This window comes from Streptococcus suis, from assembly GCF_046032515.1.
Classification (GTDB): domain Bacteria; phylum Bacillota; class Bacilli; order Lactobacillales; family Streptococcaceae; genus Streptococcus; species Streptococcus suis_AL.
The window spans coordinates 184,646-207,239 of record NZ_JARQPJ010000001.1 but is presented as its reverse complement, the minus strand read 5'-3'; the positions used below and the strand labels follow the sequence as shown (position 1 = coordinate 207,239).

Sequence of the window (22,594 nt, the reverse complement as noted above, 5' to 3'; positions counted from 1 at the left end):
AGTCTAGTTTTTTGTTTGTTCAAAAATATTTGTTATCTCTTGCAATGAAGGAACTACCCAATCGCTCTTCAATTTTTCATTTTCACGGGCATGCTTCCCAAAACCTGTCAGTATCCGTACAGTCCACATTCCCAAAGATTTAGCAGGTAGAATATCATTATCATACCTATCCCCGACATAGACAACTCTATCTGCAGGGATGTTTGCTTTTTGCAAGGCAAGTGTGAAAATAGTTGTATCTGGTTTAGATAAACCAACCTCTTCAGAGAGACAAACTATAAGAATTGTCAATAGTTTGTCTCTTTTAGCATCTTCTTATCTTTTATATACTTCTCTTCCTTTTCATGATTTACCCATAATTGATTCTGCCACAAAAGTTCTGCTATCTTTTTTTGAATACTTTTTAACGGTTCTTTAGGGGCACAAATTTGTCTATCAGAACCATCCTTTTTAGGAATATAATAGGTTTCATAAAGTTTTTCACGATATTTTTGGTTCAACAAATTATTTAACGTATTTCTGTTACTTCCCAATATACTAGATAGATGATTCAAATCTTTTATTTCTCTTAAAAACAAAATAATCTCCTGAGAGTATAATAAAAAACATATAACTACTCACTATGCGAGACTTGTCGAGCCTTTGCAAACACAAGTAACTTTTCAGTTGCAATAAACAAAACTAGTTGCCCAGTTCGCTTTATCACTGTTTGCGGATACACAAACAATAAATTCTAGTTATATGTCAGCATAATTATAGGGGACCTCTAAAAACTAATTTTCTAAAATTTAAAATGTTGATTTAACAAGGCTTTCGTAACTCCAAATTCGCAATTTTGGGAGTTTATAGAGGTGTCCTTATAGCATATTTTTAATTTAAAAAGAAGCCCTTTCGGACTTCTCCTTATAATTATTATTCAGCTGTTTCAGCTGGACGTGACTTCCGGTCAATATCTGCTAAGATATGGTCCACAAATTCTGATACAGACTGAGTTTGTGTTGCCTTACTTCCGTAGCGACGAACGTTGACTGCATTGTCTTCCATCTCCTTGTCACCGACGATGAGTTGGTATGGAATCTTGCTGGTCTGGCTCTGACGGATCTTGTATTGCATCTTCTCGTTCCGCTCATCTACGTGTACGCGAACGCCACGGTCTTGCAATTCTTTGGCAACCTTCCAAGCGTAGTCCAAATGAGCTTCCACAGAGATTGGAATCATAGTCACTTGGGTTGGAGCCAACCAAGTTGGGAAGGCACCCTTGTAGGTTTCAATCAAGATGGCTGTGAAGCGTTCCATAGTCGAGATAACACCACGGTGAATCATAACTGGGCGGTGCTCCTCACCATCAGCACCGATATAAGTCAAGCCAAAGCGTTCTGGCAAGAGGAAGTCCAACTGAATGGTTGACAGGGTTTCCTCGTTACCAAGGGCAGTTTTCACCTGAATATCCAATTTCGGACCGTAGAAGGCAGCTTCACCCTCAGCCTCAAAGTAGTCCACGCCCATTTCATCCATGGCACCTTTCAGCATACGTTGGGCATTTTCCCACATCTCATCGTTGTCATAGTACTTCTCTTTGTCCTCTGGGTCACGATAAGACAGACGGAAACGGTAGTCGTTTAGGTTGAAATCTGCGTACACATCGATAATCAACTGGAGAGCTTTTTTGAACTCTTCTTGGATTTGTTCAGGTGTCACAAAGATATGACCGTCGTTGAGGGTCATCTCACGCACACGTTGCAAACCAGTCAATGCACCTGATTTCTCATAGCGGTGCATCATACCAAGCTCAGCAATACGCACAGGCAATTCGCGGTAAGAACGCACATGATTTTTGTAAACTTGAATGTGGTGCGGACAGTTCATCGGACGAAGAACAAACTCTTCACCGTCACCCATGTCCATAGTTGGGAACATATCTTCTGAATAATGCTCCCAGTGACCTGAAGTCTTATAGAGCTCAACAGAAGCCAATGGTGGTGTGTAAACGTGCTGGTAACCAGAAGCCAATTCCTTGTCTGTGATGTAACGCTCCAAGGTACGACGGATAGTTGCACCATTTGGCAACCAGAATGGCAAACCTTGACCAACTTCTTGGCTGATCATGAAGAGATCCAATTCCTTACCAAGTTTACGGTGGTCACGCTCTTTGGCTTCCTCACGCATTTGAAGGTAAGCCTTGAGGTCTTTCTTGTCAAACCAAGCTGTACCATAAACACGTTGCATCATTGGATTTTCGCTCTTACCACGCCAGTAAGCACCAGCCACATTGAGCAATTCAAAAATCTGGATACGGCCTGTTGACGGAACGTGTGGGCCACGGCAGAGGTCAACGTATTCACCCTGGGTATAAATGGTCAAACCACCCTCGTCATCCGAGTGTTCTTGAATCAATTCCAACTTGTATGGATCATTTTTGAAAATCTCAAGAGCTTCTTCCTTAGTTACCTCACGGCGTTCAGAAGGGAAGTTTTCCTTGACAATCTTCATCATTTCTTCCTGAATACGTGGCAAATCTTCATTTGAAATCTGACCTGCTGCATTGTCCGTATCATAGTAGAAACCATCCTGAATAGCAGGACCAACGCCCAACTTGATGTCTGGGAAAAGGCGACGAGCCGCTTGGGCAAACAAGTGAGCTACTGAGTGACGCAAGATGTCCAAGGCATCCTCATGGTCAGGTGTTACGATTTCAAGCGTGCCATCCTCTTCAATGGCACGAGTGGTGTCAATCAATTTACCATTGAACTTACCAGCAAGCGCCTTTTTCGCCAAAGACTTGCTGATACTCTCCGCAATTTCAAAAGTCGTCACACCAGCTTGGTACTCACGAACAGCACCATCTGGGAAAGTAATTTTAAGCATAATATAAGATATAAAGGGCGTTAAGCGGACACAGACAAAATAGGAAACAGAACGACGACGCAAGCGTCCAGTTCTCGTTTATCTTTTTGGCCCAGTCCGTAGCCCGTATTCAGTTCAACCAAATACGGAGACCCTAGTCCTTTCTATTTTTTATTTTTTAATCCCCAATAACTCTTCTTTTTGAGCTAAAAAGGTTTCCATTTCTTTTTGAATATCAATATCCAGTCGGTCAGCCAGTTCAATCAACCACCAGATATTTTCAGCCATTTTATGCTCCAAGGTATAAGGCGTTTCATCATAGTAACGCCCCTGCTTGGTCATAATCAGACGGTTCATGTTGCCAATATCATTAGTCAAAGCCAAGAGGTCTTCCTCAATGGACCACTCTTTGTCGTGGTACTTGAGTTCCAACTCTCTGTAAGCCTTGCGAACGGCTAGGCAACGGTCAATCGTTTCTTGTGGAATAGCAGGCATCTGTGCCTCCTTAAAGTATTAATTTTTTGAAGGGTGAAGTTGATAACAATAAAACCGATTGTCAACATCCAGTTTTGGAAAATCAGCAGGTAACTCATTCTGCGTAATCTCACAAAAGCCTAATTTCTTATAAAAAAACTGTGCAGCTTGAAAGGTATCTGTCGTCCCAAGATAAACTTCATTTACTGCATGTTTTCTACAATAGTCAAAAAACTGACTGACTAATTGTTTCCCGACCCCATAGCGTCTATATTTGGGATGAACAAACATCTTTTTCAACGCAACATTTTGATGATGTAATCTAACCAGTCCAATACATCCTACAAGTTTTCCGTCAGAAAATGCTAACCAAAATGTATTAGGATAATAGGAAGCTATATCCAATAAATCAGGTTGATCTTTAAGAGTAATGGATAAACCAAATTCATCTTGTTGGATTGTTAATATAAACTCAATCACCACTTTCTTATAAGATGGATTAAACGGAATAATCTTTATCACCTTTGCCTCCTCCAAAAGAAAATACGACGCCCTCTCAAAAGGACGTCGCAACGTGGTTCCACCTTGGTTCGCAGTCACGCCAAAAAAGCTCGACTACCTCGATTGGCGATAAGGGAACCACCCTTTTATGTTTGCATAAAATCATACCGAGTAGTGTCAATCCTATCCTCTATGTGCTTACACCAACCGCACACTCTCTCAAAGATTTCCTAGAATTGATAAGTCTCTAAAAGCTATTATAACAGGATTTCCTGATTTTTCAAGGATTTTTCCTCATTTTCTTTCTTAAAGAAAATAGCAGAGCTCCTATCCCATTTCCAATCAGAGCACATAAGGTGTAGACAATCTGATAGAGAATAATCCATTCCTTAAAGAAAAAGATGGTTACAGGATAAAGCAATAAAACTAAGGCAAGAAGGCTAGGAGAAAAGCCGTGAAAAAATCCATAAAGAAGACCTGTTAGGAATAGTACAATGGGAGTATAGAGCAATATATTCCCGACCACCAGCACCTTAGAAAGCATGGTGTCACTAATCAGATGAAAGGCAATCAGATAAATACCTGCATACATGGATAGAATAATAAGAGTTGCCAAAACCAGACTCTTCCAACTCTCTTTCCGAAGCTTTTCCATTTGAAACCTCCAAATTAATCAAAGAAATTTCGAATTGATTTTACTTGTTCGACTGATTTTTTCAATATTTTTGCTGTCGTGTCTGTTGATTTAACTACTACTTTTTGCGGTAGGTAAATAGCCTCTTTTATCAAAGCTTCTGCTACGCTATCTTGATTAGTATGTTCTTTTCTAAAATCATACGAAATCTTCAAATCTAGATAATATTCAAAAACCTTGCGCCCAAAATTCGTAGAAGAAATCTCATAGAGCTTCTTATCAAGCACATACGGATTCATTGGTGGCGTAGCAACAATCGCCTCAACGACGGCATCTGCCAACTCCTGTTCTCGAATGAAGAGCGTCCCAAACATCTTATCTGTTATAACGTTTTTTAAGTAGGGATTGCTATGTGCCAAAATAGGAGTTCCAGAAGCTAAGCTTTCTAAGAAAGTTAGTCCCTGTGTTTCACTGGTCGAAGCCGAAATAAAGAAATCCGCAGCTTTATAATAAAGTGCTGTATCACTTGGTGCAATCATTCCCGTCAACTGGACGTGTTCATCTAGATTAAGCTCCGCTATCATTTCCTGAAGATCATCTGTATAAGGTCCACCTCCGACAATGACCAGCTTCACCTTGGGATTTTCCTGCAAAATTTTTGGTATTGCCTGAACGATTGCTTGGATATTCTTCTCGTGAGAAATCCTAGACAGACTTAACAACATCGTTTCATCACTAGCAATTCCTAGTTGTTCCCGCAACTCATCTGTTTCATCCTTGCCAATTTCTGGTCTATCAAACTTTGCCAAATCAATTCCTGTCGGAATGACTCGTTTAGAAATCGGAACGTTGTAACTCATTAAAAGATCTTCAACAATCTCACTGGGGCAAATTACCCCATCCAGATCTTTTAAAAACGCCCGTACTAAATATTTAACCATCCCGGGACGAATAATCCTCCCCTTGGCAATATAGTGTACGTAGTCTTCATACTGGGTGTGATAAGTATGTACCACCGGAATATCAAGTTCCTTGGCAATCATTTTCCCCAAAATCCCCAAAGAAAATTCTGTATGAGTATGAATAATATCTAGTTTATAGCGACTTGCAATTTTTAAGGCATCTGTAAAACCCGCGTAGGCCACTCGACGATCTTTAAAGGCAAAAAAAGGTACGCTAGGAATTCGGATAATGTCCCAATCTTCGTAGCGATTCACATCCTCATCTGTCGTCGTAAAAATAAATACCGTATGTCCCAATTTCTCCAACTCTGTCTTAAGAGTCCGAATCGAAGTCGCGACTCCTGAAACCTGTGGAAAATAGGTATCCGTAAACAATCCAATCCGCATTTACATCTCCAATACTTGTCGATAGGCATCCACCAATTGGTGGGAAACATTGTCAATCGAGCGACTAACCGCAACCTGATAGCCCGCCTCACGTTTATCAACCTGCTTGTCTAAGATTTTCTGAATAGAATCGACAAAATCATCCACTGTATGTCCCAATTCGGCAACGTTTTCGTCAATCCAACCATCGTAAACTGGAATATCTCTTAGAACAACATGCTGATGACTAGCAAGAGCTTCCAGAACAACAATCCCTTCTGTTTCCTCATACGATGGGAAGAAAAAGGCATCCGCTCCGCTCATTGCTCCCTGAAAAACAGCCCCCTTAAAATAACCGGGAAACTCCACATTGTCTGGATGGTCTCCCTCTACAATCTTACGAATATAGGAAGGAATCAACCACTTATTGATGGAACCGAGCCAAATGAAGCGGACATGTGGCATCTTTTCGGCTACCTTGACAAAGTCTTCAATTCCTTTACGTCGGAAGTAAAGTCCTGCACAGACAACAACTGGCTGACCTTCTTCAATTTTAAAATACTCTCGAAAGATCGCTTCCTTACGTTCATCCTTCTTATATTTATCTAAATCAATACCATTCGAAACGGCTATAATCGGCGTTGTCACACCGTAAGACTGGATAAGTTTTTTTGAATACTCTGAAGGAGTGATGACAAAGTCTGCCTTTTGGTACATGCTTGCTAGATATTTCCCTACAAAAGGAGCTAGGGTATTCGAACCGATAAAGGAATTTTGAAAATCTTCCTTCGTGGAATGTCCATGCATGATTACCTTTTTTCCATTCCGTTTGGCTACATGTAGCAATAACCAGGAGCGTGGACCATAGGTATTGATATGAATGACATCATAATCTCCCAGCAGGTCTGTTGTATAAGGAATGCCTGCCATATCTAGCGCTTCCATCTGGTGATGAAGGGCCCGACCAATTCCTGATTTTTCTAAAACTGTTTTTCCTTCTAAATACAATAGTACTTTCATAATACCATTATAGCCCTTTTTTACATTTTTTGATATTTTAAACTGTATTCTACACGAATTTTGTATCAATTAAAGCCAATACTAAAGAATATAATCCTAAATATATGATTACATACAATAATCACCTAACTGACACAGTTCTAAAGGATAAGAACAAGCCCAGTACTGCTTCTCTAGATTCGCACCAACATCTCGCACAACTTACAGAGTGTGACAGGCTTAAACTAAACCACAAAGCCCTCGCTAAACTTAATCTAGCGAGGGCTTATATTTATTTCTTATAATCTTTTAGTTTTCGGTTAGTATAGCCGTTTAGTTTGCTTTTAGTACTCGCTTCAAAGGTTCGGGGAACCTTTGAAGGCTGGAGATAAGTCGAAGCAAGTTTGCCTCAATAGCTACAGGTTGCTAGAACAGCCTAAAGGCTGTTCTAGGTTGGAAATGTTTCCTCGCTCGTCGAAGCAATAAAAGATAAACTAAATGATTATAATGTTTGATAGTGTGAGGGTGCGGAGTAACAAGATATCTTATCAAGCTACTTCTATACTCATCACTTAGTTGATTTCCGTACTTTGATTCCGTGGTTAAGAACTACCTCACGGTTTTCCAACTCTTCCTTGTGCATGATTTTGGTGAGCATGCGCATAGCAATTGCACCAATATCGTAAAGTGGTTGATTGATAGAGGTCAGGTTTGGACGGGTAAACTTGGTCACTAGGGAATCATCACTTGTAATGATTTCAAAGTCTTCTGGAACCTTGATGCCCATATCACTGACACCATTCAATAGACCAGCAGCAATCTCATCTTCTGCAACATAAGCTGCAGTTGCTCCTGCATTCAAAATACGTTCTGCTAGAGCGTATCCTTCCTCATATTTATACTTAGATTCAAAAACCAATCCTTCGTTAAACTCTATTCCGTTGTCCTTCAAGCCTTGTTTGTAGCCTGCAAAACGAACTTTACCATTGATGTCATCTACAAGCGGCCCTGATACAAAGGCAATTTTCTTGTTGTTCTTAGCTAACAGATTGACTGCATCAACACTAGCGGCAGCATAGTCAATATTGACACTAGGTAATTGGTGCTCCAAGTCCACGGTACCAGCTAAAACAATCGGTGTACGTGAGCGCGAAAACTCCGCACGAATCTTGTCTGTCAAATGATAGCCCATGAAAATGATTCCGTCCACCTGTTTTGAGAATAGGGTATTTACTACATTGATTTCTTTCTCATCATTTTCATCACTGTTTGCTAAGACGATATTGTATTTGTACATATCGGCAATATCATCGATACCTTTGGCCAAGGTTGCAAAATAAGCATTAGCAATATTTGGAATCACAACCCCCACAGTGGTAGTCTTCTTGCTGGCCAAGCCACGTGCAACAGCATTCGGACGATAATCCAAACGGTCGATGACTTCTAATACTTTTTTACGAGTATTTTCCTTTACGTTTTTATTCCCATTTACCACGCGCGATACTGTCGCCATGGATACACCTGCTTCGCGGGCAACGTCATAAATCGTTACCGTATCGTCAGTGTTTAACATACGTTATGTACTCCCTTTCAATAGTTCTAGTTCTATGAAAATTACGCTTTCACTCAAGTATAGTGTATCACTTTTTGAAACCACTTTCAAGAGAAAAACGCCATTTTTTTGATAATACTTGCAATTTTTTTCATTTTTTGGAACAATAGTCTATATAATAAACGAAACTTTCACTTTTTTTACCACTACATGCTAGAAAGGTCTCCACTATGTCAAAATTACATCATGTTAAATCCTACTTAGAAGCCAACAAAATGGACTTGGCCATCTTCTCTGATCCAGTTAGCATCTATTATCTGACTGGCTATCATAGCGATCCTCATGAGCGCCACATGATGCTCTTTGTTATGCCTGACCACGACTCACTACTCTTTCTCCCTGCCTTGGATGTAGAACGTGCGGTTGCGACGGTTGACTTTCCTGTAGCCGGCTATATGGACTCAGAAAATCCATGGCAGATTATCAAGAGCAAATTGCCACAAAAATCTTTCTCAGCAATCGGTGCAGAATTTGATAATTTGAATTTAACCCGCTACCATGGTCTTCAGTCTATCTTTAGCCAACCATTTTCAGACATTACACCTCTGATTAATACTATGAAATTGATCAAGTCTCGTGATGAAATTGAAAAAATGCTGGTTGCTGGAGAGTTTGCGGATAAGGCTATGCAGGTTGGGTTTAACAATATCTCACTCAACGTAACCGAAACGGATATTATTGCTCAGATTGAATTTGAAATGAAGAAGCAAGGCATCTCAAAAATGAGTTTTGAGACCATGGTCTTAACAGGCGACAATGCCGCAAATCCACACGGTATTCCCTCAACAAACAAAATCGAGAATAACGCTCTGCTATTGTTCGACCTAGGCGTGGAAACTTTGGGCTATACGTCTGATATGACACGGACTGTCGCTGTCGGTAAACCTGATCAGTTTAAAAAAGATATTTACAACTTGACTCTGGAGGCTCACATGGCCGCTGTCAATATGATTAAGCCTGGTGTGACTGCTGGTGAGATTGACTATGCCGCTCGCTCTGTGATTGAAAAAGCAGGTTATGGCGAGTACTTCAACCACCGACTCGGTCACGGTTTGGGAATGAGTGTCCATGAATTCCCATCGATTATGGAAGGCAATGATTTGGTCATCGAAGAAGGTATGTGTTTCTCTGTCGAGCCTGGTATTTACATCCCTGGAAAAGTTGGTGTTCGTATCGAGGATTGTGGTTACGTTACCAAAAATGGCTTTGAAGTCTTTACAAAAACACCAAAAGAATTACTGTATTTTGAAGGGTAATGGGGACCAATCGTTTTTTCACTCCTCAAAACTCATTGACAACAGGGAGTGGGAAAGAACTCGACTAGTCTAAAAGAGAGTTCGTTTTCCCACCCCCGCACAGTTGATTAGGTCAGATTTGGAGTGTGAAACACGAACAAATCTGCCAATCAACCACTGCGCTGAGATGTTGACACGAACTCTGAGTAGTGGAGCTGGGCTTTTTGCCCAGCCTCTTCAAAAAATTAAATAGAAGTGCTGTGGAGCCAAGCATCAAAATAAAAGCATACGATCATGTTACCGAGGAGTTTCATAATCGTATGCTTTATTTATTTGTATCTAACCAAATCTTGAGAAGCTGTAACTGATACTCTTCGAAAATCAAAATCAGACGTTGTTGACTTGATTTGATGAGTGAAAGGCTCCAGTGGAGCCTTTCAGCCTGTTACCTTTAAACAAAATAGTAACAGGGTTCTATCTACGTAAGTAGAAACGAACTACGTTCGCTCTCTCTCCAACCTCCAAAGGTTCCTCAAACCTTTGGAGCTAGTCTGATTTTGATTTTCATTGAGTATGAGAACAAGGATAAGTCCACAAAGAAGGCTGTTTTATCTAAAAATTACGTCCATTTTTACCGTAACCGTATTTTTCCATAAAGTCTTGACGGAATTCCAAAAGGTTGTCATCCATGATTGCTTGACGGACATTTTTCATCAAATTAATCAAGAAGTAGAGGTTGTGATAACTTGTCAAACGAATACCAAATGTCTCGTCGGCCTTAAGTAAATGGCGGAGATACGCACGTGTATAGTTTTTACATGTGTAGCAATCACAGTTTGGATCAAGTGGCGTGAAGTCTTCTGCAAACTGGGCATTTTTCACTACCAAGCGCCCTTGGCTAGTCATGCAGGTGCCGTTACGTGCGATGCGGGTTGGCAAAACACAGTCAAACATATCAACCCCACGAATTACGCCATCAATCAAGCTATCTGGTGCTCCAACACCCATAAGATAGCGTGGTTTATTCTCCGGTAAAAGAGGGGTCGTAAAGTCCAGTACAGCATTCATTTCATCGTGTGTCTCACCAACAGCCAATCCTCCAATAGAATATCCTGGAAAATCCATGCTAACCAAATCATGGGCTGATTGGCGACGAAGATCTTCAAAACCAGCACCCTGTACAATACCAAATAAGCCTTGGTCATGCGGACGACGGTGAGCCTTGAGACCACGTTCTGCCCAACGACTTGTTCTTTCGATGGATTTTTTTACATAATCATAAGGCTGGTAGAACTGCGGACACTCATCAAAGCTCATCATAATGTCAGAGCCAAGATTGTTCTGAATAGAGATAGCTTTTTCAGGTGACAGGAACATCTTACTACCATTGAGATGGTTTTTGAAGGTCACACCTTCTTCTGAGATATTGCGACTATCCGCCAAAGAATAAACCTGGAAACCACCAGAGTCAGTCAGAATCGGTTGATCCCAATTCATAAACTTGTGCAAACCACCTGCACGCGCCACCAATTCGTCACCTGGACGAAGCCACAAATGATAGGTATTCGATAGAATAATTCCTGAACCCATCACCTTCAATTCTTCAGGCGACATGGTTTTTACCGTTGCCTGAGTTCCAACTGGCATAAACATGGGGGTTGGAAAGGTCCCGTGTGGGGTAATAATTTCACCCAAACGTGCACCTGTGTGCTTTTCTTTCTTAATCAAGCGATACTTGATTGGAACATCTGTCATGTTTTATTTACCTCCCGCTAGGAAAAACAGTCCTAGGATATTAGTTCTGGATTCACAGTTCAGCTCCTTCATATCATACATAAAAGCACTTTACCTGGAAATACAGTTTCTCAATCTTGCATGGTCTAATCCATCAGAATGTCTTTAATGTTCTCGCTTATTTCAGCGATATTTACCTTATCTTCTACTTATTTAATAGTAAATAGATAGGCGCATCACAACAAACTGACAAATTACCACAGCACCTTCCAGTCTATCAAAAAAAGCCTAGCTTGTCATCTAGAATTATGTTACAATATTCAGCAAGGAGGTTATGTAGATGTTTACAATTTATAATATACGTGAGCGGGCTCGCCAAACACTAAACGAGACACCTGGTATCTATCAAGTGGCCGTCATCCCCGTCACTATTTCTGTTATCGTTCAGTTAATTTCTTTCTCTCGCAATAGCCTTGCTGGAGTAACAGCTGAGGAACTTGCTAGTCCTAGCTACTTTATTTCTACCTCCTTGTTTCCAATATTTTACGGATTGCTATTAGGACTACTGCACTTATCCATTATATGCACTATATTTCATCTTATCAAAGGGGTAAAAACTTCCACATCATTTAAAGATGCGCTGATGATTTTCAATCATAAAGATTTCTGGAAAATCTTTCGAACCTACATTTTAAAAAGTTTCTTGCTCTTCCTTTGGGGACTCCTGTTTTACCTTGGTATCGGTCTACTTATCGGTGCTGGAACGATGATTACGATTATAGCTGCATCCAGTCAAACCTTGGATCCTAATGCGCTTCCTATGGAAATCCTTGCCATACTGGGGCTAATGGCCATGGGAGGTATCCTACTTATGCTTTTAGGGTTGGCTCTTTATATTCCACAAATCTATGCTTACTCACAGATAGAATATATCTTGTTTGAACAATTGGAACGCGAAGAATATACAAGTGCCTTTTCAATCATTCGGTCTAGTCGAAAGTTGATGAAAGGTTACAAGTTTAAACGCTTTACACTTGATTTATCCTTCATTGGCTGGTTCCTTCTTGTCATTATTACATTTGGATTGGCAGGTTTATATGTATGGCCGTATCACTATGCTGCCCAAATGCACTTTCATGAAGAAATTTTAGATGATCAGGCTAAGAAAATGAGTTACGTATAAAAGTAAGAGCGATATATGCTCTTATTTTTATACACGACTTTTATGTTGATATTTAAGAAAAAAATATAGTAATAATTGGTACAAACAGTTGGATTGTGTTATACTATGACTGAGGAGCGACAAAGGACTATTTTAGCCTGCTTAGCATTAGAGCAGATTTCTTCCTTTCTATTTTTACGCCATGTGTAGTAATTTGTTCCAATTCTAAGCGTTCCTCACTTAGAGTCATCCAGCAGTTCAATGGTTCATTGAGCTGCTTTTTCGATAAAAAAAAGTCGGATAAATATAACCCGACTTATTAGTATTGTTCTTTCATTTCAAGATATTCAATCTTGATACATTTATTCATGACAATATCGTTACGACCTGCCTGACGCAACAGTTTTTCTGCTTCTTGACTTTCTAAACCAAGTTGAGCCCAGAAAACTTTGGCGTTTGACTGGATAAATTCCTGTGCTACCTCTGGTAAAAATTCACTTCTACGGAAAACATCTACAATATCAATAGGCTGGTCAATCTCTGCTAGACTACTATAGACCAACTCGCCTAAAATCGTCCCACCAGCAGCCTTGGGATTAACTGGAATAATTTTATAGCCCACTTCCTGCATGAGCTTGGAAACGCGGTAGGCTGCTGTCTCTTCTCGACTAGACAAACCGACCACCGCAATAGTCTTAGCATTTTTCAAATAGTCGAAGATAATGTCCTGACTAGGATTTTGGAAGGAATAAGACATAGAGACCTCCTTTAATGTATATTAAATGTTAGAATCAATAAAAGTTTAATGAATAAAGGTGCTATAACACAATCTTGTCAGTTTTATCGTCATTTAGTTTTTCTTTTATTACTTCGTTAACTCGCTTTGCCGTACTCCAGTACAGCCTGCAGCTCGTTGCCTACTACTAAAAGTAAACTAAAAGACTATACTAACTTAGCTTGTTTATCCTGATTATTTTTTAGCAATTTGGTACACAACATCCTTAACTTGGCCGATAACCTTTTTAAGATTGGTCCGATCTTTATCGGTTCCTGGTTCTAAGGAATAATAGATTGAACCAACAACCACGGAGTCATCATAAGCAGCTGTCGATTCCATCCGATAAAAAGTCAGACGAGCTAATTTTTGATCTGTTAATAACTGTCGCCCAACCTGCCATTCCTGACCATTGATTGTGACAACCGTCTTTTCACTGAAAGAATGATTTGTTTCAACCATCCGTGCTTCTAATTCCTCCGGCGTCATATTGCGACCGTCTTCCAATGGAGACTGATTAAAAGCATTGATATTATAGAGTTGGACCATGTAATTGCTGGAACCTTCTTTAACATCATAGACTGCAGCGACTGTCTCATCCTGAGTATTTTCTGCATTAATTGTCCAAGTAGATGGCACATCATAATAACGGAAATATTCCTTGATATTCCCATTTTCATCTTTTTCAGCAACACCATTATTGGCCGCATAAATCTTGTGGCCTTTTTGTGTTTCGTCAGCAGGTGGTGTACTATTAACAGCTACAAGCTCTGCATTTGCTAAAACATTGAACTGTTCGTTCGTAGTATCCTGCTTTTCTTGCAAAATCGGTAAAGTGGTTGAAAACTCTTCCCCTGAAGAAGCTGGTGTTTTCTCTGCCTTCTGCGATGTTTTTCCGCAACCTGCGAGCAGAAGACTACATAGACCAATACAAAGAACTATTTTTTTCATACTCTTCCTTTCTTACTTAGCTTCATACCATGTCGGTCCCTCATTTTCATCCGCAATCAATGGTACAGACAGGCTAATCGCCGATTCCATGGTCTCTTTTACCATAGCTTTTACCGTTTCTAGCTCTGCCACTGGGACTTCCAAAACAATCTCATCGTGTACTTGCAATAACATACGTGTCGCAAGACCTGCTTCAGTCAAAGCCTTGTCAAGATTAATCATGGCTACTTTGAGAATATCTGCAGCCGAACCCTGAATTGGTGAGTTGATGGCTGTTCGTTCCGCAAAATTACGGACATTGAAATTGCGAGAGTTTATATCTGGTAATTCACGACGGCGTTTGTAAATCGTCTCTACATAACCCTTATCACGTGCCTCACGAACAATGGTTTCCATGTAATTCTTAATTCCTGGGAAGCGTTCAAAATAGGTATCGATATAGGCTTTAGCTTCCTTACGTGTAATCCCCAAGTTATTGGATAGACCGAAATCTGAAATACCATAGACGACACCGAAGTTTACAGCCTTGGCATTCCGACGATCATTTGGTGTCACATCCTCAGCTTTTTCGATACCGAAGACCCGCATAGCTGTCGAAGTATGAATATCTGCACCTTGCTGGAAGGCCTCAATCAAATGCTGGTCCTGAGAAATATGAGCCAAGACGCGCAATTCAATCTGTGAATAGTCCGATGCTAAAAGGACACTATTTTCAAGCGATGGCACAAATGCCTTACGAATCAAGCGCCCTTGTTCTAGACGAACAGGAATATTTTGCAAGTTAGGGTCGGTCGAAGATAGGCGACCTGTCTGGGTCAAATCCTGTACATAGCGGGTATGAATCTTACCATCTTCTAAAATGGCATCCTGCAAGCCGACTACATAAGTTGATTGAAGCTTGGTAATCTGACGGTATTCCAAGATTTTTGAAACAACTGGTGCAATTGGTGCTAATCGTTCTAAGACATCTACTGCTGTTGAATAGCCTGTCTTGGTTTTCTTGGTATATTCCAATGGTAGTCCCATATCTTCAAAGAGAATGGTCCCAAGCTGCTTAGGCGAATTGATATTAAATTCCTGACCAGCTAGTTCATAGATTTCCTTGGTCAACTGGTCAATCAAAACTTCGTTTTCAGATTGCATAGCTTTGAGAGTCTCAGCTTCCACTTTAATACCAGCAATTTCCATCTTAGCTAAAACATTTGCCAGTGGCAACTCCATGTCAAACAAAAGATCTAATTGCTGATTTTCTTCTAATTTGGTCAACATCGGCTCTTCTGTCTCAATCAAAACCTGAACCTTACGTGCCAAGTGTGGGAAAAAGACCTCGCGTTCAGGCAAGTCTAACTTAGCACCCTTGCCATAAACTGCCTCATCTGGAACAAGACTGGTCTGACCATAGAGGTTGGCAATGGTTGTTAGGGAGTTGTCCTCAACGGTGGAAAGCAAGTATTTGGCTAGACGGCTATCGAAAGTAGCTGGGGGTAGCGTAATCTCTTTTCGGTCGAGAAGAACTTTTCCACGCTTAAAGTCATAGGTTTTTATGGTTTGGTTTTCTAAAAAGTCACGCAAGACTGGACTATCAAGTAGCTCAGGCCCTCCGACATAGATTTTCTCCTTATCCCCCCAAGCTAAACCAACCAAATCCTCTCGGTGATAATTTTCACCCAAGATTTCAAAATAGAAAAACTGGTCTTGTTTGAGCATAGCGGGGCTGATTTCCGTTACGATTTGGAAATCGAGTACCGCTTCCTCTTGCGAGCTGGTCGTACCTAACTGAGCCCTTAATTGCTTGAAGCCCATGTCATCATAAAATTGTCCCAGTTCATCCACCTTAGGACCTTGATAAACAATGTCATCCAGACCAATTTCGATTGGTGCCTGAGTATCAATGGTAGCAAGTGTACGAGATAGGAAGGCCTTCTTCTTATCAGCAATCAGGTTTTCTTTCATCTTAGAGGCCTTCATGCTGTCAATGTTTTCGTAGATACCATCCAAAGAACCAAATTCTGTCAGGAGTTTTAGACCTGTTTTTTCACCGATTTTGGTCACCCCAGGGATGTTATCGGACTTATCTCCCATTAGAGCCTTGAGGTCAATAAACTGAGTAGGGGTAATCCCCATTTTTTCCATGAGGTAGGCTGGGGTAAATTCTTCGAATTCGGCTACGCCTTTCTTGGAAATTTCGACTACGGTGTTCTCATCAGTCAGCTGGATCAAGTCCTTGTCACCGCTGACAATGGTCACATCGAAAGGAATGTCTGTCCGCTCTGCCATTTTGTCCAAGGTACCGATAATATCGTCTGCCTCGTACTGAGCTAGCTCATAGTGCTTGACCCCCATGGCATCCAACATCTGACGGATAAAAGGAAACTGCTCACGGAATTCGTCTGGAGTCTTGGCACGACCTGCCTTATAGTCTGCATACATCTCCGTACGGAAAGTGGTCTTCCCAGCATCAAAAGCCACGAGAATATGGGTCGGTTCAATCCGCTTCATCATGTGGTCTAGCATGAGATTGAAGCCGTAGATAGCATTGGTGTGAAGACCTGTCGGACTCTTAAAACGATCAATTTGATTATAAAGTGCAAAGAAAGCACGGAAGGCTACCGAAGAGCCATCGATTAATAATAATTTATTTTTTTTCATGTCTCTATTATAGCATGAAACGTATGTTTTAGTGGACTAGGGAGGGCTGAAATAATAGAAAATCCCAGTCAGTGACTAGGATTTCTCTTTTCGATAATAAATGTTCTTTGCGACTACTAAACTATGTGGTTTTTCATATTCTTGATCTAGGTAAGATTGGTAGGTTCCTGGAGCAATGAAACCGCGCAAGCCTAGGACATCTGTTCCTGCTTGACCGATTACTGAATCAGCCAAAAGGACGCAGTTGGTTGAGAGGACAAAGTAGGTTTTGAATTTTGATTTTTTAAATTTGAAAAGAGCTGCCCCAATTGCCTCTTTCATGCGGTAGGCATACATTTCGATAGGCTGGCCGTCTGGCCTTCTAGAGACCTTTTCCGCACTTGGTTGCCATGGAAGCAGTAAACCTTCTATTTCAGCTAGTCGCGTTTCTACCGCTTTTTCCTGCTCAGAACTCAATGCCAATTGATAGCCCAACATAGTCATTCCTTCTTGGTTACAAAAATCAATGTAGGCCTGACGCTCAGCTTTAAACAAAACTCCGTCACCAATCGCACCACCCAAACGCTCTGACAGGACATCGTATGAACCAAAACCGTAGACCTGCCCTTTGTAACTCAAATCAACATGGCCAACTGCTCCGAACCCTTCTTCCCCAACGTGTACAAAGACTTCTAATGCTGGAAGCTCCGCAATTTCTTTGTGGCGGTTGTAGATAGACTGAGCCGTTTGTCCCTTATTATCCGCCAAGTAATCATTGACTTTTTGCAGGGTCATACGAGGAATCAAAGCTGCTAAAAATAAAGGTAGGGGCAAACGGACATGGCGCTTAAGATTTTGTTGCTCAATAGCCTCCTCAAACAAGAAGCCATCACGCAGATTAGTTAGTCCGTACAAGACCAGATAACCTCCGATGACAATTGTTTGAACAACTAGCTGTGTGCCTGATACGAAGAGAGAGGCGATGCCTAACAGGGATAGCCAAACTCCGTCAATCAAAAAACGAATCCGTGGCTGCACCCCATCTTTTCTATATAGATAGAAAGTAATGAAATTAATGACTGCCGTAAAAAGCTGGTAAATCCCTATAAAAATAGCTGCAAAATAGAGAGGAATTTGAATAGCCAAATCAATACTTGCCAAAATACCAAATAATACTGCTTTTCCCACTAGGGCAAGCACACTTTCACTCGATTTCTTCTTTCTGAAAAATATCATGCTTAATTCATATAAAGCCAAAAAGAATAAACCTGCGTGAACAAATCGAAGAATCAGTCCTGGAAAGTGCCAACCAGCAATTAAAAATCCAAGACCGATGAAGACTAAAATCAGACCTTCTCCAACTAATTTTCGACCTGTTAATCCTAATTCACTTATTTTTTTCATGAGATGATTATAGCATACTTCTAGACTTGTGTTTACAGAAAAATCCTAGATACACTAGGATTTTTGAATCGCAAGACTGTCATTCTCTTTTTAAAATTCCTTCCAAACCAAGACTGTGCCTCGCTCTCCCATTTCATGGCTCGGGTTAAAACAGTCTATTCCCAGACTGTGCCTCGCTCTCCCATTTCAAGGCTCAGGTTAAAACAGTCTATTCCCAGACTGTTTTAATCAACCGACTTCAAGGCCTCCAGCATATCCACCTTTCTCAGGTGATGATTTACATAGATACCAAGGGCGGCTAGAATACCGATAATGGCTAGAATTGGAATGGCATAAACTTCCAGACCGACTGCTGGATTGAAACGAATGCTATCCGAACCAATCATGACAAGAAGAATCTTGTGAAGGTAGATTCCACCAATCAGCCCAACCCCCATACCAATCAAGGAAAGAACAATAGTTTCCCGATAAATATAGAGGGTCACTTCCTTATTATGAAAGCCCAGAACTTTTATGGTCGAAAGTTCTCGAATCCGCTCAGACATATTGATAATGGTCAGGTTGTAGAGGATAACCAGACCAAGCAGAATAGACAAGACCACCAAGATAGTCATAATGGTCTGTAGTGAGCCTGCAATAGTTGTGAGCATGGACATGAGGGAGGTATTTTGCACCAGACTTCTGACCGCTGGCATGGCTATCAGCTGGCTAGAAATCGTTTGAACATGGCTGGTCTGATCATCTTTCAGCTCTATTAGATAGGCATTAGCAGTCTTTTGCTTGCCCGTCACTTGCTCATAATAACCTCTGGTCATATAGATAAAGTGTCCTGCATACATATCCGCCACAGCAGCGACCCTGACCGGCACTTCCTTATCCTCCAAGGTCAGCGATAGCTTGTCTCCAACTGTCACACCGTAGATAGCTGCGAGTTTTTCCGTGAGGACAATACCCCTGCCACTCAGCTGAATGTTCTGACCAGATGACGTTTCAAGACTGACCAGATTTCCTAAATCCTGACGGTCTGAAATAAAGAGGTTGATCGATACATTCTTTCTTTGGCCATTTGTCTCCACTGTTTGACGGAGTTGCTCAAAAGCCACTGGCAAGGATTGACCAACTTGATTTGACTGGAGAAAGTCTGTTAATTTGTCTAAGTCCTGCTCCTCTGCTCTGCTATTTTCCACTACCAACATATCATAATGGATCAGCTCCCCAAACTGCCGTTGGACAACCCCTGAGATAGAGGAACGAATGCCCAGACCGCCAAAGAGGAGGGCGACTGTCCCTGCCACACCAAAGATGGTCATGAGCATGCGGAGCTTGTAGCGGAAGATATTGCGGGCAGTCACCTTGTGGGTAAAGCTCAAGCGGGACCAGATGGCTGGCCATTTTTCTAGCCAAATGCTGGAGCCAGCAGCGGGAGGTTTTGGAAGCAGGAGCTGGGCTGGCTTCTCTGTCAATTCTCTGCGAGCTACCAGATAGGCAGGGAGGACGGATGAAATCAGAGAAAGCAAGAGGGCCAGACCTGTCCAAAGTGGATAAAAGTGGAGCTTGGCAGACCCGATCACTGTCGTCTGGGTGATAATGCTTGAAATAATAGGCGATAGGACAAAATTCCCCATCAGTATGCCGACAAGAGTGCCAAGGAGACCGGCTGCTAGTCCATAAAGGATAAACTTGGCCATAATCTGACCATTTGTATAGCCAAGTGCCTTGAAGAGTCCTGACTGGGTTCTCTCTTCATCGACAAATCGGGCCATAGTGGTAAAGGTAACTAGAGCTGCGACCAGATAGAGAACTACTGGAAAGACATTGCCTACTGCCGCAATGGACTTGGTCGCATTGCTATAGGTGGTGTAGCCATCTCCACCAGGAAGGCTGGTCCGACTGTAAATCTGATAAGGAGATTTTTCTAATTTGCTCAAGTCGGACTTGGCCTGGGCAATATCTGTTTGGGCTTGGCTGATTTCTTGGTTGGCTTCCGCCTGTTTTTCTGTCAATTGACTTTGAGCCTGAGCTAATTCCTTGTCTGCTTCTTCCAATCGCAATTCTTCTTGACGCAGTTTCAAGTCAGAAGATGCCAACTGACTGACGCCCCATTCATAATCTGAAACACCCTTATGATAGGCCGCAAGCCCTTGCTCATACTGACCCAGACCTGATTGGTAGCGGGCCAAAGCTGATTGGTATTCCTGATCCCAGGTCTGATAATCCGCTAGACTTGTTTCATATTCTGCAACCTTGGATTGGTAGTAGTCATAGTGAGTGATATAGGCTTGGTTGGCTTGGTCATAGTCAGCTTCCAGTTGATCTAAGCGAGCTTTTTCTGCATCCAAGGCTTCCTGTCTAGCTAATAAGTCAGGATGGTCAGATAGAGTCTGTCCAGCTTGAACTTGATTGGCAATCAGCTGATTTAAACCTTGTTGGTTTTGGTACCAGTCGGCACGACCAGTTGAAATTTGTGAAGCTGTCTGACTGAGTTGAACATTCTGTGCATCCAGTTCCTGCTTGGCATTTTCCAAGCGCTGAGCAGTTTCAAGTAGACCCTCGTGGCTTCCATCCAAAAAAGATTTAGTTTGGTCTAATTTAGCCTTCTGGCTGTCCAGCTCTTTCTTGCTTTCTTCTAGCTGAAACTTGGTTTGTAATAATTGGGCAAGAGTTGCTCGCAATTCCATTTCCGACTGAACAAGCTTGGCCCGTCCACGCGCAAATTCACTGCGACCGCTTGCGACTTGCTCCTGACCAGTTGCCAAGTCTTCTGCCGCTTGATTCAGCTGAGATTGAGCTTGGGCAATTTCTTTTTCTCCTTGGAAAATTTCCGTCTGCCCTTCTGCTTGGATGGCTTCCAACCGCTGTTCATCATTATCTGCCAATAACTTTTCTAGGTCTTCTTGGTGTTGGTCCAGTTTCTCCTGATAGGCCTGACTGTAGTAAGGCAAATTTGCCAAATCATCATAGATAATTCTAGCTATGGTAAAAACTTCCGATTGAAAAACATCCTCTGCAACAACTCCATAGCCTGTCAATTGACCATCTCCACTTGCGGCCAGGCCCATGGTTTCATTATCCCAAATTTCCGCCGAAGCTACGAAACCGACAACGGTAAAGGTCGTTTGGGTCAGGATGGTGCCATCCTTATCAGGCTCGGTTACTTGAAATGTATCCCCCAATTTATAGCTTGCTTGTAAGGAAGGAGACAGGGCAATTTCCCCCTTTTGACTGGGTAATTTCCCTTCTAACAATTTATAGGTGGAAATAGACTTTGGAGCTGAAAAAAGCCGAACCGCAGTCTGATTTTTCTTAGCAACCACATCCTTAAAATAGCCAACCTCTACTGTCGCACCTTTAATGGATGCCAATTCATCCATGTCAGCCTGACTGATACCCAGACCAGAGATGACTGCCAAATCCATGGTTTTCTGGTCAGTAATATAGGCTTGGGCTGTTTGTTCCATATTGGGAGCTGTTACTTTCAGACCTGTCAAAGCTAGGGCTCCCAGCATCATTAGGCTAAATAGGGACAGAAAACGCCCCTTAGAAGAAAGGAGGGATTGCCTCATATCCTTCCAGTAGATTTTCTTTTTCATAGGCTCCCCCCACTAATATTCCAAACTAGCGATGTCCTGCGGATTTGCATTCAGCTCTAAAGAATACACACGGGCATCCCGCATCCAAATCACTCGGTCAGCAATGGGAGCCAGTGAACTATTGTGGGTCACGATAATCACCGTAGCACCTTGCTTGCGGGACATATCCTGCAGGATTTGCAAGACCTGCTTACCAGTTTGGTAGTCCAAAGCCCCTGTCGGTTCATCACAGAGAAGAATTTTAGGTTTTTTAGCAACGGCACGGGCAATGGCCACACGTTGTTGTTCGCCGCCTGAAAGCTGAGCGGGGAAATTATTGATACGGTGACCGAGTCCGACCTGTTCCAAGACCTCCTCAGCATCCAAGGCATCCTTGACGATTTCTGCTGCCAACTCCACATTTTCCTTTGCGGTCAGGTTGGCGACTAAATTATAAAACTGGAAGACAAAGCCAACGTCATCTCGGCGGTAGTTGGTCAATTCATGACTGGACAGCTTGGCAATATCCACACCGTCAATCCAAACCTCTCCCTCATCATTGCTGTCCATGCCACCTAATATATTGAGAAGTGTGGACTTACCCGCACCAGACGAGCCGAGAATGATGACTAGCTCACCCTGCTCAATTTCAAAGGACACATGCTCATTGGCCACAATTGTCGCATCCCCCATTTGATAGTATTTTGACGAATTCTTTACTTGGATGTAGGACATAGCACACCT

General features: G+C 41.8%; 17 protein-coding genes and 1 pseudogene. 2 read left to right on the top strand and 16 right to left on the bottom strand.

Features of this window, described 5'->3' with window-relative positions:
* Positions 1-3: 3 nt before the first annotated feature.
* The 9 genes and pseudogenes from P7J49_RS01070 to ccpA all read right to left on the bottom strand — a co-directional run.
* A pseudogene (locus tag P7J49_RS01070) lies at positions 4-279 on the bottom strand (HAD family hydrolase); the annotation flags it as partial.
* An 8-nt stretch (positions 280-287) separates the two neighbouring features.
* Positions 288-578 (bottom strand): hypothetical protein, encoded by a 291-nt coding sequence (locus P7J49_RS01065; protein ID WP_172052367.1) that lies wholly within the window; start codon positions 576-578, stop codon positions 288-290.
* 334 nt (positions 579-912) lie between these two features.
* Complete coding sequence (gene thrS / locus P7J49_RS01060; protein ID WP_408568882.1) at positions 913-2,865, bottom strand: threonine--tRNA ligase; 1,953 nt, start codon at positions 2,863-2,865, stop codon at positions 913-915.
* A gap of 150 nt (positions 2,866-3,015) precedes the next feature.
* Positions 3,016-3,339 carry a MazG-like protein gene (locus tag P7J49_RS01055; protein ID WP_044688822.1) on the bottom strand — a complete coding sequence of 108 codons (324 nt, stop codon included), beginning with the start codon at positions 3,337-3,339 and terminating at the stop codon, positions 3,016-3,018.
* Between the two features lie 18 nt (positions 3,340-3,357).
* A complete protein-coding gene (locus tag P7J49_RS01050) occupies positions 3,358-3,840 on the bottom strand; it encodes a GNAT family N-acetyltransferase (protein ID WP_024398911.1) in 483 nt (160 codons plus the stop codon).
* Positions 3,841-4,099: 259 nt separating this feature from the next.
* Positions 4,100-4,474, bottom strand: a complete 375-nt coding sequence (locus P7J49_RS01045) for a hypothetical protein (protein WP_222337250.1) — start codon at positions 4,472-4,474, stop codon at positions 4,100-4,102.
* 14 nt (positions 4,475-4,488) lie between these two features.
* The gene (locus tag P7J49_RS01040; protein ID WP_408568879.1) at positions 4,489-5,802 is read right to left on the bottom strand and encodes a glycosyltransferase family 4 protein; all 1,314 of its coding nucleotides are present in this window, start codon (positions 5,800-5,802) and stop codon (positions 4,489-4,491) included.
* The gene (locus tag P7J49_RS01035; protein WP_408568877.1) at positions 5,803-6,801 is read right to left on the bottom strand and encodes a glycosyltransferase family 4 protein; all 999 of its coding nucleotides are present in this window, start codon (positions 6,799-6,801) and stop codon (positions 5,803-5,805) included.
* Between the two features lie 547 nt (positions 6,802-7,348).
* Positions 7,349-8,353 (bottom strand): catabolite control protein A, encoded by a 1,005-nt coding sequence (gene ccpA, locus P7J49_RS01030; RefSeq protein WP_004298830.1) that lies wholly within the window; start codon positions 8,351-8,353, stop codon positions 7,349-7,351.
* Positions 8,354-8,562: 209 nt separating this feature from the next.
* Here ccpA and P7J49_RS01025 point away from each other — a divergent pair, with 209 nt between their 5' ends.
* Positions 8,563-9,648 carry a M24 family metallopeptidase gene (locus P7J49_RS01025; RefSeq protein WP_024384331.1) on the top strand — a complete coding sequence of 362 codons (1,086 nt, stop codon included), beginning with the start codon at positions 8,563-8,565 and terminating at the stop codon, positions 9,646-9,648.
* A 591-nt stretch (positions 9,649-10,239) separates the two neighbouring features.
* Here P7J49_RS01025 and tgt read toward each other — a convergent pair.
* Complete coding sequence (gene tgt / locus P7J49_RS01020; protein ID WP_408568875.1) at positions 10,240-11,382, bottom strand: tRNA guanosine(34) transglycosylase Tgt; 1,143 nt, start codon at positions 11,380-11,382, stop codon at positions 10,240-10,242.
* A gap of 319 nt (positions 11,383-11,701) precedes the next feature.
* Between tgt and P7J49_RS01015 the strand changes: the two genes are divergently transcribed.
* Positions 11,702-12,544: a DUF975 family protein gene (locus tag P7J49_RS01015; RefSeq protein ID WP_408568873.1), complete on the top strand. Its 843-nt coding sequence runs from the start codon at positions 11,702-11,704 to the stop codon at positions 12,542-12,544.
* A gap of 298 nt (positions 12,545-12,842) precedes the next feature.
* Here P7J49_RS01015 and P7J49_RS01010 read toward each other — a convergent pair whose 3' ends face one another.
* The 6 genes from P7J49_RS01010 to P7J49_RS00985 form a co-directional block, all read right to left on the bottom strand.
* Entirely contained in the window at positions 12,843-13,280 is a 438-nt protein-coding gene (locus P7J49_RS01010; RefSeq protein ID WP_408568871.1) for a CoA-binding protein, read from the bottom strand.
* Positions 13,281-13,493: 213 nt separating this feature from the next.
* Entirely contained in the window at positions 13,494-14,249 is a 756-nt protein-coding gene (locus P7J49_RS01005) for a glucose-6-phosphate isomerase (RefSeq protein WP_408568869.1), read from the bottom strand.
* 12 nt (positions 14,250-14,261) lie between these two features.
* A complete protein-coding gene (polA, locus tag P7J49_RS01000; RefSeq protein WP_408568867.1) occupies positions 14,262-16,898 on the bottom strand; it encodes a DNA polymerase I in 2,637 nt (878 codons plus the stop codon).
* Positions 16,899-16,973: 75 nt separating this feature from the next.
* Positions 16,974-18,281 carry a hypothetical protein gene (locus tag P7J49_RS00995; RefSeq protein WP_408568865.1) on the bottom strand — a complete coding sequence of 436 codons (1,308 nt, stop codon included), beginning with the start codon at positions 18,279-18,281 and terminating at the stop codon, positions 16,974-16,976.
* A 224-nt stretch (positions 18,282-18,505) separates the two neighbouring features.
* Positions 18,506-21,871 (bottom strand): FtsX-like permease family protein, encoded by a 3,366-nt coding sequence (locus tag P7J49_RS00990; protein ID WP_408568863.1) that lies wholly within the window; start codon positions 21,869-21,871, stop codon positions 18,506-18,508.
* 12 nt (positions 21,872-21,883) lie between these two features.
* Entirely contained in the window at positions 21,884-22,585 is a 702-nt protein-coding gene (locus tag P7J49_RS00985) for an ABC transporter ATP-binding protein (protein ID WP_408568861.1), read from the bottom strand.
* Positions 22,586-22,594 lie beyond the last annotated feature (9 nt).

Coding starts and splice junctions, on each gene's coding strand:
- P7J49_RS01045 (WP_222337250.1), bottom strand. CDS start 4,474: ATGGAAAAGCTTCGGAAAGAGAGTTGGAAGAGTCTGGTTTTGGCAACT.
- ccpA (WP_004298830.1), bottom strand. CDS start 8,353: ATGTTAAACACTGACGATACGGTAACGATTTATGACGTTGCCCGCGAA.
- P7J49_RS01035 (WP_408568877.1), bottom strand. CDS start 6,801: ATGAAAGTACTATTGTATTTAGAAGGAAAAACAGTTTTAGAAAAATCA.
- polA (WP_408568867.1), bottom strand. CDS start 16,898: ATGAAAAAAAATAAATTATTATTAATCGATGGCTCTTCGGTAGCCTTC.
- P7J49_RS01015 (WP_408568873.1), top strand. CDS start 11,702: ATGTTTACAATTTATAATATACGTGAGCGGGCTCGCCAAACACTAAAC.
- P7J49_RS00990 (WP_408568863.1), bottom strand. CDS start 21,871: ATGAAAAAGAAAATCTACTGGAAGGATATGAGGCAATCCCTCCTTTCT.
- P7J49_RS01005 (WP_408568869.1), bottom strand. CDS start 14,249: ATGAAAAAAATAGTTCTTTGTATTGGTCTATGTAGTCTTCTGCTCGCA.
- P7J49_RS00995 (WP_408568865.1), bottom strand. CDS start 18,281: ATGAAAAAAATAAGTGAATTAGGATTAACAGGTCGAAAATTAGTTGGA.
- P7J49_RS01025 (WP_024384331.1), top strand. CDS start 8,563: ATGTCAAAATTACATCATGTTAAATCCTACTTAGAAGCCAACAAAATG.
- thrS (WP_408568882.1), bottom strand. CDS start 2,865: ATGCTTAAAATTACTTTCCCAGATGGTGCTGTTCGTGAGTACCAAGCT.
- P7J49_RS01040 (WP_408568879.1), bottom strand. CDS start 5,802: ATGCGGATTGGATTGTTTACGGATACCTATTTTCCACAGGTTTCAGGA.
- P7J49_RS01055 (WP_044688822.1), bottom strand. CDS start 3,339: ATGCCTGCTATTCCACAAGAAACGATTGACCGTTGCCTAGCCGTTCGC.
- tgt (WP_408568875.1), bottom strand. CDS start 11,382: ATGACAGATGTTCCAATCAAGTATCGCTTGATTAAGAAAGAAAAGCAC.
- P7J49_RS01010 (WP_408568871.1), bottom strand. CDS start 13,280: ATGTCTTATTCCTTCCAAAATCCTAGTCAGGACATTATCTTCGACTAT.
- P7J49_RS00985 (WP_408568861.1), bottom strand. CDS start 22,585: ATGTCCTACATCCAAGTAAAGAATTCGTCAAAATACTATCAAATGGGG.